The following is a 17216-nucleotide window of genomic DNA, read 5'->3' on the forward strand; positions in this document are numbered from 1 at the left end:
GTTCGAACAGATTTCGAGCATGTGAATAACCACTTCCGCGGCGGCGTCCAGTCGAAATCATCGAACCATCGCCCTCGACGGTATCACGGCAGGCGTCTGCTCACTGGTCGCAACCGCGGGTCATCATGCAGGTGCAACCTCTTGCTCACTCAGGCAAGATACCCTGATCTGTCAGGCGCTCCAGCTTTGGACATCCCACTCCATGACCATGAGTAACCAGCATGTCACGAAGGATCGCTTCTGGGAGGTCGAATCACTTCAGAGCATGACACCGGAACAATGGGAATCGCTCTGCGATGGCTGTGCGAAATGCTGTCTCGAAAAATTCGAGGATGAGGATTCGGGCGAGATCCACTACTCGCGCATTGCCTGCGCCCTGCTCGACCTCGAGAGCTGCCGCTGCAGTGATTACACCCATCGAGCCGAACGCATGCCGGATTGCGTGACCCTCACGCCCGCCGTCCTAGAGCACTCCCGCTGGCTGCCCGAGACCTGTGCCTATCGGCGCTTGGCGGAGGGGCGAGCACTCCCAGTCTGGCACCCCCTGCTGACCGGGACGCCACAGAGCGTCATCGATGCCGGACAGAGCCTGTCCGGTCGCGCGCTCCCCCCAGATCCCGAAACCGATCCGCTCATGCATCTGATTGATTGGGTTCGCTGAGTGCGCACTCGGGCACCGTCTCGGGCGGTGCCAGGAGACGCGATAGCAAGGCCATCGGGCTCGCTCGACAGGGTAACTCGATGCGCACCACCCAGCCGTCCCCGGGCGCGCGACGGAGTTCCGCGCCCGTCGTCGCATCGCGCATCGCGCTGAGGCGAAAACGCCGTTGCGCATCGGGCATCAGCAACTCGAGTTCGTCACCGAGCGCGAAGGCGTTCTTCACCCGGATGTCCGCCCAACCCTCCACGTAGCGTATAACCTCGCCGACGAAGATCTGGCGTTGTGGGCTGGATGAGCCATCTTCATAGTTCTGGAGCGCATTCGGTGCATGGCGGCGGTAGAAGCCATCGGTGTAGCCGCGATTGGCAAGTCCCTCGAGGTCAGTGAGCAGCGCGGGGCGGAAGGGCGCACCCGCGCGGGCCTCGTCGATCGCCGCACGATAGACCCGAGCGGTCCGGGCAACATAGTAGTGCGACTTGGTCCGACCCTCGATTTTCAGGGCATCAACCCCGATCGCGACCAGGCGCACCACGTGCTCGACCGCGCGTAGGTCGCGCGAGTTGAGAATGTAGGTGCCGGCCTCATCCTCGAACACAGGCATGTAGGCGCCGGGGCGCGCCCCTTCTTCGAGCAGGTAGACCTCATCGGCCGCGGCATGTCGCTGAACCGGTGCCGATGGATCGCAGCCCAGGCTGTCGCCATCGTGCGCGGGAACCGGGGTGATTCCCGCGACCCGATAGTCCCACCGACACGCGTTCGTACAGGCCCCCTGGTTGGCATCGCGATGATTGAAGTAACCCGACAAGAGGCAGCGACCCGAGTAAGCGATACAGAGGGCGCCATGCACGAAGACCTCGAGTTCCGTATCGGGACAAGCATCGCGGATCTCCTCGACCTCATCGAGGGAGAGTTCGCGTGACAGGATGACGCGGGTGACGCCCTGTGCGGCCCAAAACCGGACCGCGGCTGCATTGGTCGTATTGGCCTGGACGGACAGGTGAATCGGCTGCTCGGGCCATCGCTCGCGCACCAGGAGCATCAAGCCGGGGTCGGCCATGATCAAGGCATCAGGGCGACTGGCCAGGATGGGCTCGAGATCGGCGATGACATGCTTGAGTTTCCGACCGTGCGCCAGGATGTTCACAGCGAGATAGAAGCGCTTCCCCGCTGCGTGCGCCTCGGCGATGCCCGCGACCAGCCCGGCCTGATCGAAGCTGTTGTTGCGGACCCGCAAACTATAGCGGGGGACGCCCCCATAGACGGCATCGGCCCCATAGGCGAAGGCATACCGCATGGCGCGCAGGGAACCCGCCGGCGAGAGCAACTCAGGGCGGATCGAACTCAACGCAGTTCCACCTCAAAAGCTAACCGCTCGTCACCGCCCAACGTGCGCTTACGCAACACCGAGACCGGGACGCGTTCACCAGGCAGGCCGTCTACGAGAGCGATCCGCACGTCCGCGTAGGTTGCGATGGGTTGCTCGCCGATCTGGACGATCCGGTCGCCCGCCTTGAGCCCGCCCTCTTGCGCGCTACTGCCCTCGGCGAAGCCGAGGATCCGGGCACCTTCTTCACCAATCCCTGATTCAAGCATGACCCCGAGCCGCCCCGGCTCCGGCAGATCAACCCGTTGCGGATAGACGAAGAAGTCGGCCGCCGCCGGATGCATACTGCGTTGGTTGCCGTTCAGAATGGTGGCAACGGGGACATCGAGTCGACGCTGCAGCCGGCTCGGGATCCCAACCCCATACTCGACATGTCCAGAGCCGGCCAACACCACTAGCGTCCGCTCGGACTCATCGCTCAGGTACGAGGCGGCGCGATGTGCCATCCCCTCGTCCCACAGCAGTTGCACCTCGATGAAATGCTCGACGTCCTGCCCCCGCTCATTCGGATGCTGGGCGAAGATGGCTTTCAATCGCTCGCGATAGGCGGCATCACCGCCATCGAGGTCGTCGGGAACACGTGCCCGTTGTTCATCATCCAAACCGTCGATGCCGACCTCCCCGACACGCCGGGTCAGTTCGCTTTCGAGATTCAGCGCAATGATCGGGACTCCCTGCTCGCGGGCGAAGGTCAAGATCGGACGGTAAAGACGGTAGTCGTAACGCCAACGTTCGAAATACTCGGAACGCCGCAATAACTCGGCCTCGTCGATCTCGCCCGCGACATAGGCGTCGAGCACCTCCTGGAAGGGTTGCTGGAAGAATTCCATCCCAATGGCGAGTGGCCGACCACGGGCGTGCAGACCCTGAATGACGGCAAGCTGCGTGAGATGATCCTCGTAGCGATCATGGCTCTCCCCGATGAAGATGACGCGACGATCCGCGATGCGATCGATGAGTGTATCCAAATCGAGCAGGGTCGCGAGTTCAACCACCGGGATGCGCGATGCGGGCGAACGGGGTTCGAGGGTGTCGACCACCAAGGATTCTCCTGGGGCAGGCGGTTCGCCGGCCATGATGGGGTGGGGCTGGGAGTGTGGATCGGCACTCAGAGTGGAGACGCACAGCAGCGCGACGAACAAGACCTGGATCGAGTGAAATGACACGCGGGAAGCCCCTCTGGTCTCGGGCCAGTATGGCCCGCATAGTAGGTGATTGGTGGAATGGTCATCACCGCACACTGTGCCTGAGCCGGGATGCAGGCATCCTCTCGGACACGATTCCAATGAACTGGCCGGTTCGCCCGCCCCCGGAGGCTCTCTCGGAATTCCTGGGAGAGGCGAGGATGTGTGTGCGGACCGAGCGAACGAACCCTCTCATCATGCGTAACTTGATCTCAAGTCTTCTCGTTTCAAGCAGCCTCCTGCTGTGCGCGCCGCCCTTGCTCGCAACGATGCCGGTTGTGGATCACGACCTCAGGGTCCAGATCGATCCACCACAGGGTCGCCTGGTCGTCACGGCAGAGATCACGCTCCCTGACGACCGCACTGAGTGGCCCCTGCTGCTCCATACCGGACTCGACCCGAGCATCCTCTCCGGCAATGCCGAGCTCCGCCGCGTCGGTGAGCAGGGTCATCTCGCACTCTATCGCCTGCTGCGGCAGGGACCTGGCCCCATGACGCTGAGCTACGGCGGACGCATCCAGCATCCGCGTGAGCAGATCGACGAGGGCATGGGGCGAGCGCGTGAGTGGTCACGCGGCACCATCGACGCCGAAGGGGTCTTCCTCGCTGGCGGCAGCGGTTGGTATCCGCGGATCCCGGAGACGCTACAGACCTTTCATCTCGAGGTCAGCCTACCGACCGGTTGGACCGCGGTGTCTCAAGGCGCCGGCCCAGGTGATCTGAGCGCGGGACGTTCGATCTGGACTGAACGACAGCCCCAGGACGACATCTATCTCATCGCCGCGCCCTTCGAGCGCTACGCGGAGACGGCCGCGGGATTCGAGGCGCAGGTCTATCTCCGCGAACCCGACGCGGCACTTGCCCAGCGCTATCTGGACGTCACCCGATTCTACATCGATCTCTACTCGAACCTGATCGGACCCTATCCCTATGCGAAATTCGCACTGGTTGAGAATTTCTGGGAGACCGGTTACGGGATGCCATCCTTTACCCTTTTAGGACCCCGGGTGATTCGTCTGCCGTTCATCCTCCACACCTCCTACCCCCATGAGATTTTGCACAATTGGTGGGGCAACAGCGTATACGTGGACTACTCCACGGGGAATTGGAGCGAGGGGCTGACCAGCTACCTGGCCGACCATCTGGTGCGTGAGCGGGTGGGCGAAGGTTGGCGCTACCGTCGCGACCTACTCAAAAGCTACGCCGACTATGTCCGCGAGAGCAGCGATTTCCCGCTGGTTGAATTCCATGCTCGTCATGGCGCAGCGTCGCAGGCGATCGGATACGGCAAAGCGGCCATGCTCTTCCACATGTTGCGCCGCCAGCTCGGCGATGAGACCTTCCGCGCGGGACTCCAACGCTTTTATGCGGATCAGCGCTTTCGCGTCGCCGGATTCCCGGATCTGCAGGTCGCCTTCGACGCCGTGAGCAATCAGGATCTCGCCGACTTCTTCGCGACCTGGACGCAACGCACGGGGGCCGCGTCGCTGCGTCTGACTGAGGTCATGGTCTCACCTGAAGGTTCAGATTTCAGGGTGCGCGGGCGCATCGAGCAGATTCAGGATGGCCCGCCTTTCGATTTGCAGGTCCCGGTCGTGGTCCGCTTAGACGGTGCCGACCCGGTGGTCTTCTTGGTCGCTCTCACCACTGAGTCCACTGCGTTCGAGGTTTCTGTTGCACAGCCGCCATTGCAGATCCTCGTCGATCCCTGGTTCGACCTGTTCCGGACCCTCGCGCCGGGCGAAACCCCAGTCACACTGAGCAACCTCTTCGGGTCGGAGCGTGGGATCATCGTCCTCCCCGCGAACGCCCCGGATGCACTCAAGACCGGCTACCAGCAGCTCGCGGACGCCTGGCTCAGCGGCCAAACAGGTTGGACACGTCACTGGGATGACACCCTGAGCACACTGCCAACGGAGGGGGCGATCTGGTTGCTGGGTTGGGAAAACCGCTGGCTCAACGCATTGCAAGACGCCGCCCGCGGGGTCGACCTCACGCCCGCGACGCACCGGATCGCCTTCCACGACCAGGATCAGGACTTCGGGGCGGACGCCAGCCCTGTGCTCACGGCTTGGCACCAGCAGGGGCAAGCCTTGGGCTGGCTCGCCGCACCCATGCCAGAGGCGCTGCCGGGGCTCACCCGCAAGCTCCCACGCTATGGCAAGTCCAGTTATCTCGTCTTCACGGGTCAGGAACCCACACAACAGCTCGAAGGGCAGTGGCCCCCCGCGGACTCGGAGCTGATCTACTGGATCGGACCAGAACGACCACTGCCAGCCCTCCCCGAGCCGCCAGCCCTCGTTCCCTGAGCATGCTGCCGCCCGAGCGCCCGATGGGCCAGGGCGGATCGCCACTCCCAGGGTTCCGGCTCGGCCCGCCATTGAGCCGCGTGCGCGGATCAGTGTGCGGGGTGAGGCGCCAGTCGCGACACCAACCTCTGCCAGCCATCCCTTCCGTTAGCGGTGCCACCCAGCAAGCGCCTGGTCCAACTGCTGACGAAGACTCGACATCAACCGCTCAATGGGCTTCTTGCGCACGCTGTATTTCAGCTTGAGCAGGTCCATGTCCTTGCTGGCTGTGAGCAGGAAATCGTCGCTCGTTTGAATGGCGTCCACCAGGCCGAGTTCGACGGCGCGTTCGCCATGCCAATACTCACCGGTCGCGGCCCGCTCCAGATCCAGCGTCGGCCGGTAGGTGGCAACGAAGGACTTGAAGAGGTCATGCGTCTCCTCGAGCTGTTCGCGCAGCTTCCGCCGACCCTCGTCGGTGTTCTCGCCAAAAATGGTCAGGGTGCGCTTGTATTCCCCAGCGGTATGAAGTTCGAAATCCACGCCGCTGCGTTCCAGCAACCGATGGAAATTGGGCAACTCGGCCAGCACGCCGATCGAGCCGATGATCGCAAAGGGCGCCGCGATGATGCGCTCTCCGACACAGGCCATGAGATAACCACCACTGGCCGCGACCTTGTCGACCGCAATCGTCAGCGGAATCCCCTTGGCGCGAAGACGCGCCAGTTGCGACGCGGCGAGGCCATGCTCACTGACCAACCCCCCGGAGTTGTCGAGTCGCACCAGCACCTGGTCGCCCTCGCGCGCCTCGATCAGCAACGTTGAAACCAGCACGCGGAGCGCGCCGACCTCGCTGGCTCGGATATCACCGTTGAATTCGATGACGAACAAACGGCTGCGTTCGACGCTCGGGTGCTTATCTCGCTCCTTCTGCGCTTTGTGCTCTGCCTTGAGGTAGGCTTTCAAGTCCTTCTTCGAGAGCGAGGCGCGTTTCAGCGTCTCCGTCAGTTCGCGATAACGACGATTGAGATCGATGACCTCCAATTGTTCGGAGTCGCCCTGCGCGGCGCCATGGCGAAGACGCAGCACCAAGAGCAGCAACACCGCGATCCCAAGCAAGACCGTCATCGTCTTGGCCAAAAAGAGTCCGTAGTCGAGCAAGACGTCAATGAGTAGGTTCATGGGGGACAACTCCAGTCAGGATGCCAGTGAGGATGAGAGAGTCGCGCCGCGTTGCCTGGCTCGCATCACCATCGACTGGCGCGGACGTCGTGCTCAGGACACGCCAGGGGCCGACTAGACGGCGATCGGTGCGCGAATCCCGGGATGTGGGTTGTAGTCGAGGATCTCGATGTCCTCAAGACGGTAGTCGAAGAGTGTCGGCGCGCGCCGCGCCAGTCGCAACCGGGGCAAGGCCCTGGGCTCTCGACGCAGTTGCTCGAAGACGATCGCCTCCTGTAGATGATTGCGATAGAGATGCAGGTCGCCAAAGGTATGGATGAATTCTCCAACCTGCAAATCGCACTGGTGTGCGACCAGATGCGTCAGCAAGGCGTAACTTGCGATGTTGAACGGAACCCCCAGGAAGAGGTCCGCGCTGCGCTGATAGAGCTGGCAGGACAGGCGTCCCCGAGCGACATAAAACTGAAACAGACAATGGCAAGGTGCGAGCGACATGCGACCGGCCCGAACATTTTCCTGCGGACTCATCGACTCATCGGGTAGATCGGCCGGGTTCCAAGCCGAGACCAACAGGCGACGCGAATCCGGGCGCGTGCGGATGGTCTCGATCAGCTCACTGAGCTGATCGATGACACGGCCATCCGGACACGCCCAACTGCGCCACTGGGCGCCATAGATGGGACCGAGCGCACCATCCGCATTCGCCCACTCATTCCAGATCCGGACACCCTGAGCCTGCAACCAGCCGTTATCGGTCGACCCCGATAGAAACCATAGGAGTTCACACACGATGCTCTTGACGTGCAGGCGCTTGGTCGTCAACAAGGGAAACCCCTCGTTGAGATCGCAACGGATCTGACGACCAAAGACGGATCGCGTTCCGACTCCGGTGCGGTCTGCCTTGTCGATGCCCGTGTCGAGGACATCGCGCAACAGGTCTAAATAAACGCGCATCGATCAAACCGCCGCTGGTCCGAGCAATAGCGAACGCCCATCCATCTGGTCGGGGATGGGGATGCCCATCAGGTGCAGAACGGTCGGGGCGATGTCCTTGATGCCGCCGCCCACACTGAGACGCCATGGCACCTTGTCGATCACGAGGCAGGGAACCGGGTAGACCGTGTGTTGCGTATGCGGCTCGCCAGTGACGGGATCCACCATTTCATCGCAGTTGCCGTGATCGGCGCTGAGAATGACCGCATAGCCTGCTGCGACGGCGGCATCCAGCACCCGCCCGACTTCTCGATCGAGCGCCCCCACGGCAGCGATCACGGCCTCGCGGACCGCCGTGTGCCCAACCATGTCGCCATTGGCGAAATTCACCACGATGAAGGGATATTCCCCGGAGCCTAAGGCCGTGATGGTCGCATCGGCCACCTCTGATGCACTCATCTCGGGTTTCAAGTCATAGGTCGCCACCTTCGGCGATGGGACTAGGACCCGCTCCTCTCCTGGAAAGGGATCACCGCGCCCGCCGTTGAAGAAAAAGGTCACATGGGCATATTTTTCGGTCTCGGCACAATGAAATTGCGCGATTCCGTCGTCGCTGAGGATTTGCCCCAGTGTCGTCTTGGGCATGTCGGTATCAAAGGCATAGGGCAGGCCGAACCAGGAATCGTATTCCATCATGCCCGTGACCGCGACGCGGTGGATTCCCCGACGGTCGAACTTGTCGAAATCAGCCTGGTGGAAGGCCGTAATGATCTGGCGCGGTCGGTCCTTACGAAAATTGAAGTGGATCACCTGATCGCCATCGCGAATCGGCTCGCCACCCGTGATGACGGTTGGACGAATGAATTCATCATCCTCGCCCGCGGCATAAGCGGCTTCAATGGCCGCCGCGGCATGCTCGGCTTGACGACCCTCGCCATCGACCATGGCGCGCCAGGCCGCTTCGGTCCGCTCCCAACGATGGTCCCGATCCATTGCATAGTAACGGCCACTCACCGTGGCGATCTGCCCCCCCGAGGTCTCCAAGGCCTCATGGAGACACTTGAGATAACCCAGCGCGGAGCGCGGCGGCGTATCCCGGCCATCGGTGAACATGTGCACCAGCGGGCGCGCGCCCTGACGCTTGCAGAGCTTGATCAACGCGGTGAGATGACGGACGTGGCTATGCACCCCGCCATCCGAGACCAGCCCCATGAGATGAATCGGTCGCCCCTGATCGGCCGCGGCGCGCGCCGCGGCCACTAGGGCACGATTGTCGAAAAAGCTGCGGTCATCGATGGCACGATCGATGAGGACTAGGTCCTGGAGAACCACGCAACCGGAACCGATACACATATGTCCGACTTCGGAATTACCCATCTGGCCGTCGGGTAGGCCAACCGCCAGCCCCGAGGCCTGCAACAAGGTATGTGGATGCTGGGAGAAATAGCGGTCGAGATTGGGGGTGTCGGCGAGCGCGATCGCGTTGTTCGCCTTCGCCGGATTCGCGCCGAAACCATCCAGAATGATCAAGATGACGGGGCGTCCAGGAATCGTCTTTGTGGCAGTGCTGGTCATGGGCCTGTGTTCCTCAAACCATCGTTGTTCACCATTGTATCGCCCCGGGCGCTCCGCCTCAGTCTCATTTCGACCGGGATCACACCCGGCGGGCGATCGTCCTCTTGCACGCCAGCGGAACGAGGCGGAACCCGCCCCGCCCGTCCTGGTCTGCTTAGGAGCCACCGACACCGCCTGTTCGGCCGTCGAGCGGAGGGCCCCTGACGCGCCGGCTGCAATCCCGCGCGGGCCTAATCCGCGAACGTCTTAGCAAACAGCGTACCTTCCGGCCGACGCTGGTCCCACGCTGGCCCCGCAACCCCGAGTGCTCGGAGTGCGCGAGTCATTTCGGGGTGCCTGGTTCGCCCACAATGCGATAGGGTGCAACACGTACGGTGACGGTGATGCATCCAGGACTAGGATTCACGGGATTCCTGCTCGGGACCGGTTTATGATAAGCATTGATCGGCGAGCGTCTCGTTCGATGCCCATCGAGATCAGCTCGCTTGCGAGCCTGGTGTCCAGGTCATCGGCGCATTCGATACGGGATATTGCATGAGCCGCGCTTGCCGAGACGATGCGTCGACCGAGTTTGAGCATCCGCTGGTGCCGCGTGCACCGGCGGTGGGCCCAACCAAGGTCGCGACGACGGTGCTGACATGAGATGCGGTGCGAGCGGACCGAAGCTGGACTCAAGTCGTCACAAAACCGCCCTCATCGAGGGGGGCACGGAGGAACCATGCAAACCAACCGAATCATCGCTTTCGTCATGGCCGGTGGCCAAGGGTCGCGACTCCAGCCACTGACCACGAGCCGCTCCAAGCCATCGGTCCCGTTCGGTGCCCGTTACCGCATCGTCGACTTCGTCTTGAGCAATCTCGTCAATTCGCAGATTCAGACCATCTACCTGCTGGTCCAGTACAAGTCGCAGTCGCTGATCGAGCATGTGCGCAAGGCATGGACGATCTCGCCACTGCTCCAAAGTCAATTCGTGACCGTCGTCCCCCCGCAAATGATGTCGGGCGCACACTGGTTCCAGGGCACGGCGGACGCGGTGAACCAGAACATCGCCTTGATCGAGGAACATCGGCCCGATCTGGTCGCCGTCTTCGGGGCGGACCACATCTATCGGATGGATATTCGTCAAATGGTCGAGTTCCATAAGGCGAGCCATGCCGATGTCACCATCGCCGCGCTCCCGGTGCCCTTGGCCGATGCCTCAAGCTTTGGGGTGATCGCCGCCGATGAAACCGGTCGTATCAGTGCCTTTGAGGAAAAGCCGGCGAACCCGACCCCCCTGCCGGGCAATCCCAACATGGCCTTCGCCTCCATGGGGAATTACATCTTCGACGCGCAGGTTCTGATGGAAGCCCTCAAGGAGTGCGAGGCCGCGGGTGAATCGGATTTCGGCCAGCATGTGCTCCCCCGGCTGCTCAACACGCACCGGCTCTTCGCCTACGATTTCGCCACGAACATCATTCCCGGCATTCACCCCTATGAAACCAGGGTGTACTGGCGTGACGTCGGCACCATCGACGCCTATTTCGATGCCCACAAGGACGTCTTGGGCGCCGAGCCCACCTTCGACATGTTTAACCCAGAGTGGCCCATCTACTCGAGCGGCTATCAAGGGCCGGTTGCCCGCGTGCTCGGAGGCGAGCTGCGCAATACCCTGCTCGGCGCGGCCACCATGATCCATGATGGTGCGCGTCTGACCAATTCCATTATTCGCCGCGAGGCCGTCATTGAACAGGACGTGGTCCTAGAAGACTGTATCGTCATGGACTATGTCCGCGTATGTCGTGGGGCGCGTCTGCGCAACGTGATCATCGATCGCCATAACATCATCGAAGCCGGAGACGAGATCGGCTTCGACGTCGAGAAGGACCGACAACGCTTCACGGTCACGGATGGTGGCGTCACGGTGATCCCGATGGGGCGGGTCAGTTACTTCGCGCGCGACACTCGCGGTTCGGGACGTGGTGGATACTCCGAGTAAGACCCGCAGGTCGGGATGGCAACAAGGCGCGAGCTGATGACACACGCGAATCCTAGGATGACCGCCCTGGTCACGGGCGCCAACTCAGGCTTGGGGAGGGCCGTCGCCCTCGCCCTGGCGCGTGACGGCGTTCGTCTCGGCCTGCTCGTTCGCGATGCGGAACGCGGTGCACGTGCCCGCGATGCCATCTCCGAGATCACGGGCCACCGGGATCTAACGCTCTTCGTCTGTGACCTCGGTGACCAATCGGCGGTGCGCCGTGTCAGCGCCGAGATCCTCGCGCAGTTCGACCGTCTCGATTGTCTGATCAACAACGCCGGAACGGCTTACGCCACCCGTCACTTGAGTCCGGACGGGATCGAGCGCTCACTCGCCGTCAACCATCTGGGTCCCTTCCTGCTGACCCATCTGCTGCTCGATCTGATCAAGTCCAGTGCACCGGCCCGCATCATCAATGTCGGGACCCGCATCAACACCGCGATGGACTTTACGGATCTCGACTGGACCCGTCGGCGCTATCACATGATGCAGGCATACGGACAGTCGAAACTGGGCAACCTGCACTTCACCTTTGAACTCGCGCGCCGCCTTGCGGGCACGGGGGTGACTGTGAACTGCGTCTTTCCCGGGATCTTCCGCTCCAATCTCGGCGGGACCGATGGTGCGCAAGGTGCCTTCTGGAAAACCGTCGACCGCCTGGTCGGCTGGGCGATTCCGACACCGGAGCAAGCAGCGGAGCGGGTGCTCAATGCGGCGAGGTCGCCCGCGCTGGAGGGGGTAACCGGGTGCTACCTCGGGGACCGAAAGCCGATCAAGGCCCCCGCCCAAGCACTCGATCCCGACGCCAACCGTCAGCTCTGGCAGATCAGCGAGAACCTTGTGGGTCTTACCAGCGATTGAGAGGGATCTTGGTCAGCACGGGACCGAGCGGATAATCGCAACGCTGGCACTGCGCTCACGCTGGTCCGAGCCGCCTCAAACAGTTCTGGAGTGGATCGATGACCGGCGTGAGCTTGCGTCGCATCAGACTGCCGAGGACGCTGGGGTCGAGCATTTGCGTACGAATGAGACCATACCCGACGCCGGAGAGCACGCGCATGGCGGCCACCTCGGGGGCGAGACTCGGGCTCAGGCGCAGGAGTTGTGCGACATCCGGTGCGGGACTCTCGGCGGTCGCAAAAGCCTCGGCTTCCGCAAGCAGGTCAGTGATCGAGAGATTGGGGTCACCGTCGGGTCGTACCGCTGCGAAATAATCTCGCAAGAGATCGAACGTGGTGGTCACCACGTCCTGACTCGGCGGCTTGGCCAAGACGGTCCCGACGGTTGCAAGAAAGGTCTGACCGGCCGGAGCATAAAGCCGGCGCAGGAGTCGAGCGCAACGCTGACCCTCTTGAGCCAGCGTGGCAATCGGCTCCGGCAAGGCGCGTGGGCTGGCAGTCCCCGGCAGGTCGTCGGGAAGTGCCTGCAGGAAACCGACCAGATACGCCTGCTTGCGGGCCGACTTTTTCCACAGCTCGTCCCGCCGCTCCGCGTCGAGGAGTCCCGTTTGCAGCACCAGCCGGATGGACTCCATGATCTTGTCGTTCTCGGTTTCGAAGGGGAGATAGTCGATCAGATAATCGACCAGAATCGGCCCCATGGTTCCCGAGACGATCGCCGGGTTGCCCAGCATTCGGCGGGCATTCTCGGCATCCTCCATGGCCCACCAGGCACGGCGAGCCAGTTCATCCGTGAGCCCGGGAGAGCAGACCGCCGCGACCACGGCCTCCGGTTCGCCGAGCAACAGTAATTGCTCCAGACTCTCGTCACGCATCTGACCCATGCGAGTCCAGCGCCGTAAATAGATGGGATAGCCTCCCGGCGAGCCGAGCACATGCCCTGAGATCAGCTCTTTCACTGCACGGAGATACGGCTCAGGGCGGGTGCTCGGATTGAGTCGGATGGTTGCCTCGCCCTGTGGAGAGAGTCCATGGACGATCAGCTTGGCCTCATCGATCCGAATCGCTTGCGGTCGGTTTGCAAGCAGGACATTCAGCCTAAAGCTGTCCTCTTTGCTGAGTTCCATGGCACCCACAGGTCCTCAGACTTCGGTCGGTGGCTGATAATGCGGATCCTTCGGATTGAGAAAGATGAAGCGGAATTGACCGGGCTCGATCTCGACATAATCCATCGTCGTCTGATCCAACAAGGGAACCTGCTCGGGTGTCATCACGATCTCCACGCCCTCACAAGTCAAGCGAATATCGTCTTCGGTGGACTCGTCGAAGCCGATCCGATAGTCGATCGCTCCATCCGGCATCTGGTATGCCGCAAGCCTGAGCGACATCCCTTCGGTCCCACCCTGCTGAGCGGCCTTCACGACCTGTTCGGCTGCTGCGATCGTCAGTTTAAACATGTCGAACCTTTTCAGTTGTTGATCGGTCGCGCGCCCACACCGATCGGTCAGCAACGGTACACCAGGACGTCACGTCTCGAGGCCACGTCGAATCTGCTCGACGAAACGATCCGTCCACGGGGAACCCCCAACATGGCGGAGATGACTGTAACAGGCGAGCAGATTGCCTTGAATGATCCCATCATGCGCGCCGTCGATGCCGACGCCCCGTACGACATCGTAACCAAAATGCCAGGCGGGGTCAGGTGAGACGATGGCGGAATGGTGGAATTCATGGGCCTGGATCTCGCGTGAGTAGGCAACGGTTGCCGCACTCCTCGGCCATGGAAACTCATCTCGTTCACGCAGACGCACATAACCACGCCCCTGAGGTCGTGGATGCATTTGGACATCGGCATGCAACACGCCGACCATCTCACGCCGCTCGCCATGCCAGCGAATGCCCTCGCACAGATACATCAATCCACCGCATTCGGCATAGACCGGCAGCCCTTGGGCCACGACCTCACGAACATGCTCCCGCATCGATCGATTGGCCTCCAACTCGGCCATACGACACTCGGGAAACCCTCCGCCGATGAAGAGTGCATCGAGTTCGGGCAATTCGTGATCGGATAGGGGACTGAACTCGACGAGTTCGGCCCCGGCCTGCTCCAAAGCCCTCAAGTCATCTGGATAATAAAACCCGAACGCCGCATCACGCGCAATACCGAGCCGAACCAGAGGCCCACTCCAGTGGCGAGCGGGTGCGTGAATCGCGTGCGCGACCGGCGGGCGGGGGGCCTGTTCAGCGATGCTGACGAGGCGGTCGAGGTCGACCTGCTCGGCGACGCGCACGGCGATCCGTTCGATCCATTCTTCTGATGCGTCGAGTTCGGTGCTTGGCATCAAGCCAAGGTGTCGCTCGGTGATCTCGAGTTCATCGTCGCGATGCAGGACACCCAGGACAGGGATGTCGCTGTGATACTCCAACGCCGCGATGAGATTGCCGGCATGTCGCGCCCCGCCGGTTTTGTTGAGGATGACCCCAGCGAGGTTCAAGGCGGGGTCAAAGGCGCGAAATCCCAACAAGAGTGGGACGATCCCGCGTCCCATCCCATGACAATTAATCACCAGCACCACCGGCGAGTGCAGTAACTTTGCCAGTTCCGCGTTGCTGTGTCGGCCCGCGGGATCAAGACTGTCAAAGAGCCCGACATTTCCTTCGATCAGACCGATGTCGGAGGAAGCCAACTCACGACCGAAGGCCTCCGTGATTTCGGCATCGGCCATGGTGTGAAAGTCTAGGTTGAAGCAAGACCTTGACGCCGCCTGAGTGAGCCAGAGAGGATCGATGTAATCCGGACCCTTCTTAAAGGGCTGAACACGGAATCCGCGATTGCGCCAGGCACGGGCAAGGCCCAGCGAGAGGGTCGTCTTACCCGATGATTTCTGCGTCGCCGAGATATACAGATGCGACATCGTGTCTTACGCCTACCTCGCACGCTCTCGGGACAGGACCCGCACGACGGCTGGGGCCGACTTAAAAGAGACTCAGTCAGCCCAAACAGCCGCTCATTCAGGAACTAGGCCTGCGCGCCGACCGCTGCGCGACCGCTGGCCTCCTCGTCGGGTGGCATGACCTCGTCGGCCAACGATTCGGGGAGAAACTGCAACACGCGAACCCCCACCGCGGTCACCAAGAGTGCCACCGCAACCCCGCCGAAGCCAAGCAGGACTTCGGGGATCCTAGGGCTATAAGACGAGGCCGCGCCCTGAACCCCATCAAAAAATCCCGACTCTAGGATGGTTTGTCCCGGGAACATCTGAATCGGATAGGCCTGACTCCCGATGATGATGACATAGAGACTGGACAGTCCGCCCACGATGACAAGGCCACATGCCGCCGCGATCCAATTCCGATCCCGACCATGAATCGGATGATAGATGATGCCAAGTGGAATCAACCCCCCGATGAGCACCCAACCCACCCAGAACAAAAAGGTATAGATTCCGCCATCGAGCAACAGCCAACCCACCAAATCGTAATTTTTTGCGCCGTAGAGTTTGGTCAGATGGTAAACCAGGGTGAAATAGAAGACGCTCAAGACGAATATGCCGAGCAGATTGCGCAGACGGAACAAGATCCGATTACCGATCGGTCGGTCGTCTTCTTTAAAACTGAACATCAGGACCAGCATGTAGATCGCAAGGCCATAGGCGAACGACATCACCACGAACATGGGCGCCAGAATCGCGGCATCATAGGCTTGACGGGCGACTAGAAATCCGAAGATGGCTCCAGTACCGGTCGTCAGTGCGAGTCGCCAAAAGGTTGCCACGATCCCGATCGCACGATTGTAGGGGTCACCTTTACGGTCGGCCATGCTCCACAGGTAGGCAATCACGATCGCCATGAAGCCGGTGTAGAGAAAGATATTCCAGGCAAAGATCGAACGGAAATTATAGGTCGTCATGGCGACCACGAGACGCTCGGGACGACCTAGATCAAGCACCAGGACGAGCAGGCCACCGACGAGGAGTGCCGCGGCGAGCAGACCCGAAAGACGCCCGAGCGGCTTATAGAGCGGCTTGCGGAACACGGTCCCAATCGACGCCACGTTCAAGGCCCCAGACGCCGAGATGATCAGAAAGACGGCGAAAACATGCGGAACGCCCCAGACGACGGAGTTGCTCATTCCCGTGACCCAGTGGCCTTCGTGCTCCATGTAGGCGAAGGCCAGAGCCGCGACTCCGATCACCGAGGCGAGGATCCCAAGAAGACTCCAATAGCGTGCCGGTGGAACACGCCACTCGCGATAGACGATTCGCTTCATGCTCTACTCCACTGATCGCGATCAGAAGCCCGCATATCGGACCCCGGTGTTGAGGGCGAGATCCTCGCGGATTTGACGGCTGGCCAACTCGGCCAAACGCATTCGAATCGGACTCTCGGGATCCTTGAGGTCGCCAAAGATAATGGCTTCATGTCCCGCGGCCTGGCAGGCATCGACACATGCGGTCGATTCCTCGCCATAATCGCGGCGGTGGACACAAAGCGTACAACTTTCCACGCACCCCTTACCCCGTGGGACGCGGGTGAGCTGGTTTGACATCACCTCATGGACGAAACTGCGTGCCTTATAAGGACAGGCCATCATGCAATAACGACACCCGATGCAGGTATGACGGTCGACTAGAACGATGCCGTCAGCGCGCTTGAACGACGCGCCTGTCGGGCAGACATCCACACAGGGTGGATGTTCGCAATGCTGGCACATCAGTGGAAGATTGGTGACCCGACCGGTCTGATTGTCTTGCAGCTTAACCTTTCGAATCCAAACCGATTTTTGATTCTCCCAGCGGGTAGGTTGCGCACCGCTCGGCTGAGTTTGCAAATCCAGCCCATTTTCACGGTCACAGGCCTCGATGCAGGCGGAACAGCCGTCGGCGCATTTAGCCGTATCGACCAATAACCCCCAGCGCACATCGCTCGTGACTGCCTCGGTACGCGGTCCCGCCACCGAGTGCATGATGACACCAGGGGCCACCAGGGCAGCCGTCACCCCCGCGGCCGTGGCCATGAAGGTTCTGCGGTCCGGTTGGGAGGGTCCGCACTCGGCTGGACCTGTGTTCGATTCGTGGTGATCAGTCATG

At 61.6% G+C, this 17216-nt stretch carries 14 protein-coding genes; 4 read left to right on the forward strand and 10 right to left on the reverse strand.

Translation table 11 applies throughout. The features are described from left to right. Nucleotides 1–202 precede the first annotated feature (202 nt). Nucleotides 203–661 carry a YcgN family cysteine cluster protein gene (locus CKO25_RS05435; protein ID WP_371829698.1) on the forward strand — a complete coding sequence of 153 codons (459 nt, stop codon included), beginning with the start codon at nt 203–205 and terminating at the stop codon, nt 659–661. On the opposite strand, the gene trhP is transcribed toward CKO25_RS05435, so the two are convergent. Beyond that, a complete protein-coding gene (gene trhP / locus CKO25_RS05440; RefSeq protein WP_200387091.1) occupies nt 633–1955 on the reverse strand; it encodes a prephenate-dependent tRNA uridine(34) hydroxylase TrhP in 1323 nt (440 codons plus the stop codon). The two genes, CKO25_RS05435 and trhP, sit on opposite strands and share 29 nt — an antisense overlap. Before the next feature lie 47 nt (nt 1956–2002). Beyond that, nucleotides 2003–3211, reverse strand: coding sequence for a ChaN family lipoprotein (locus CKO25_RS05445; RefSeq protein WP_338115071.1), 1209 nt, complete (start codon nt 3209–3211; stop codon nt 2003–2005). A 215-nt stretch (nt 3212–3426) separates the two neighbouring features. On the opposite strand from CKO25_RS05445, the gene CKO25_RS05450 reads away from it, so the two are divergent. Further along, on the forward strand, nt 3427–5538 hold the full coding sequence (locus CKO25_RS05450; protein ID WP_200386912.1) for a M1 family metallopeptidase: 2112 nt from the start codon (nt 3427–3429) through the stop codon (nt 5536–5538). A gap of 147 nt (nt 5539–5685) precedes the next feature. Here the strand turns inward: CKO25_RS05450 and sohB are convergent, their stop codons facing one another. From sohB to gpmI, 3 genes are all read right to left on the reverse strand, one after another. Beyond that, on the reverse strand, nt 5686–6699 hold the full coding sequence (sohB, locus tag CKO25_RS05455) for a protease SohB (protein WP_200386913.1): 1014 nt from the start codon (nt 6697–6699) through the stop codon (nt 5686–5688). Between the two features lie 114 nt (nt 6700–6813). Next, the gene (locus CKO25_RS05460; RefSeq protein WP_200386914.1) at nt 6814–7653 is read right to left on the reverse strand and encodes a thymidylate synthase; all 840 of its coding nucleotides are present in this window, start codon (nt 7651–7653) and stop codon (nt 6814–6816) included. Between the two features lie 3 nt (nt 7654–7656). Further along, entirely contained in the window at nt 7657–9207 is a 1551-nt protein-coding gene (gpmI, locus tag CKO25_RS05465; RefSeq protein WP_200386915.1) for a 2,3-bisphosphoglycerate-independent phosphoglycerate mutase, read from the reverse strand. A 718-nt stretch (nt 9208–9925) separates the two neighbouring features. Here gpmI and CKO25_RS05470 point away from each other — a divergent pair. Both CKO25_RS05470 and CKO25_RS05475 read left to right on the forward strand, forming a co-directional pair. After that, nucleotides 9926–11185 (forward strand): glucose-1-phosphate adenylyltransferase, encoded by a 1260-nt coding sequence (locus tag CKO25_RS05470; RefSeq protein ID WP_200386916.1) that lies wholly within the window; start codon nt 9926–9928, stop codon nt 11183–11185. A 36-nt stretch (nt 11186–11221) separates the two neighbouring features. Next, nucleotides 11222–12085: an SDR family NAD(P)-dependent oxidoreductase gene (locus CKO25_RS05475; protein ID WP_200386917.1), complete on the forward strand. Its 864-nt coding sequence runs from the start codon at nt 11222–11224 to the stop codon at nt 12083–12085. A gap of 55 nt (nt 12086–12140) precedes the next feature. On the opposite strand, the gene CKO25_RS05480 is transcribed toward CKO25_RS05475, so the two are convergent. The 5 genes from CKO25_RS05480 to dsrO all read right to left on the reverse strand — a co-directional run bounded on the left by CKO25_RS05480 (nt 12141) and on the right by dsrO (nt 17215). Beyond that, nucleotides 12141–13250: a sulfur reduction protein DsrS gene (locus CKO25_RS05480; RefSeq protein WP_200386918.1), complete on the reverse strand. Its 1110-nt coding sequence runs from the start codon at nt 13248–13250 to the stop codon at nt 12141–12143. Between the two features lie 15 nt (nt 13251–13265). Beyond that, nucleotides 13266–13580 carry a HesB/IscA family protein gene (locus CKO25_RS05485; protein ID WP_200386919.1) on the reverse strand — a complete coding sequence of 105 codons (315 nt, stop codon included), beginning with the start codon at nt 13578–13580 and terminating at the stop codon, nt 13266–13268. A 69-nt stretch (nt 13581–13649) separates the two neighbouring features. Next, on the reverse strand, nt 13650–15041 hold the full coding sequence (locus CKO25_RS05490) for a cobyrinic acid a,c-diamide synthase CobB (protein WP_200386920.1): 1392 nt from the start codon (nt 15039–15041) through the stop codon (nt 13650–13652). Nucleotides 15042–15145: 104 nt separating this feature from the next. Beyond that, on the reverse strand, nt 15146–16396 hold the full coding sequence (gene nrfD, locus CKO25_RS05495) for an NrfD/PsrC family molybdoenzyme membrane anchor subunit (RefSeq protein ID WP_200386921.1): 1251 nt from the start codon (nt 16394–16396) through the stop codon (nt 15146–15148). 21 nt (nt 16397–16417) lie between these two features. Further along, nucleotides 16418–17215 carry a sulfate reduction electron transfer complex DsrMKJOP subunit DsrO gene (dsrO, locus tag CKO25_RS05500; RefSeq protein WP_200386922.1) on the reverse strand — a complete coding sequence of 266 codons (798 nt, stop codon included), beginning with the start codon at nt 17213–17215 and terminating at the stop codon, nt 16418–16420. Nucleotide 17216: the final 1 nt, after the last annotated feature.

The sequence above is a fragment of the Thiocapsa imhoffii genome (genome assembly GCF_016583985.1).
GTDB lineage: Bacteria > Pseudomonadota > Gammaproteobacteria > Chromatiales > Chromatiaceae > Thiocapsa > Thiocapsa imhoffii.

Coding starts and splice junctions, on each gene's coding strand:
- CKO25_RS05490 (WP_200386920.1), bottom strand. CDS start 15,041: ATGTCGCATCTGTATATCTCGGCGACGCAGAAATCATCGGGTAAGACG.
- sohB (WP_200386913.1), bottom strand. CDS start 6,699: ATGAACCTACTCATTGACGTCTTGCTCGACTACGGACTCTTTTTGGCC.
- CKO25_RS05435 (WP_371829698.1), top strand. CDS start 203: ATGACCATGAGTAACCAGCATGTCACGAAGGATCGCTTCTGGGAGGTC.
- CKO25_RS05475 (WP_200386917.1), top strand. CDS start 11,222: ATGACACACGCGAATCCTAGGATGACCGCCCTGGTCACGGGCGCCAAC.
- dsrO (WP_200386922.1), bottom strand. CDS start 17,215: ATGACTGATCACCACGAATCGAACACAGGTCCAGCCGAGTGCGGACCC.
- trhP (WP_200387091.1), bottom strand. CDS start 1,955: ATGCGGTATGCCTTCGCCTATGGGGCCGATGCCGTCTATGGGGGCGTC.
- CKO25_RS05460 (WP_200386914.1), bottom strand. CDS start 7,653: ATGCGCGTTTATTTAGACCTGTTGCGCGATGTCCTCGACACGGGCATC.
- CKO25_RS05470 (WP_200386916.1), top strand. CDS start 9,926: ATGCAAACCAACCGAATCATCGCTTTCGTCATGGCCGGTGGCCAAGGG.
- CKO25_RS05480 (WP_200386918.1), bottom strand. CDS start 13,250: ATGGAACTCAGCAAAGAGGACAGCTTTAGGCTGAATGTCCTGCTTGCA.
- gpmI (WP_200386915.1), bottom strand. CDS start 9,207: ATGACCAGCACTGCCACAAAGACGATTCCTGGACGCCCCGTCATCTTG.
- CKO25_RS05450 (WP_200386912.1), top strand. CDS start 3,427: ATGCGTAACTTGATCTCAAGTCTTCTCGTTTCAAGCAGCCTCCTGCTG.
- CKO25_RS05485 (WP_200386919.1), bottom strand. CDS start 13,580: ATGTTTAAACTGACGATCGCAGCAGCCGAACAGGTCGTGAAGGCCGCT.
- nrfD (WP_200386921.1), bottom strand. CDS start 16,396: ATGAAGCGAATCGTCTATCGCGAGTGGCGTGTTCCACCGGCACGCTAT.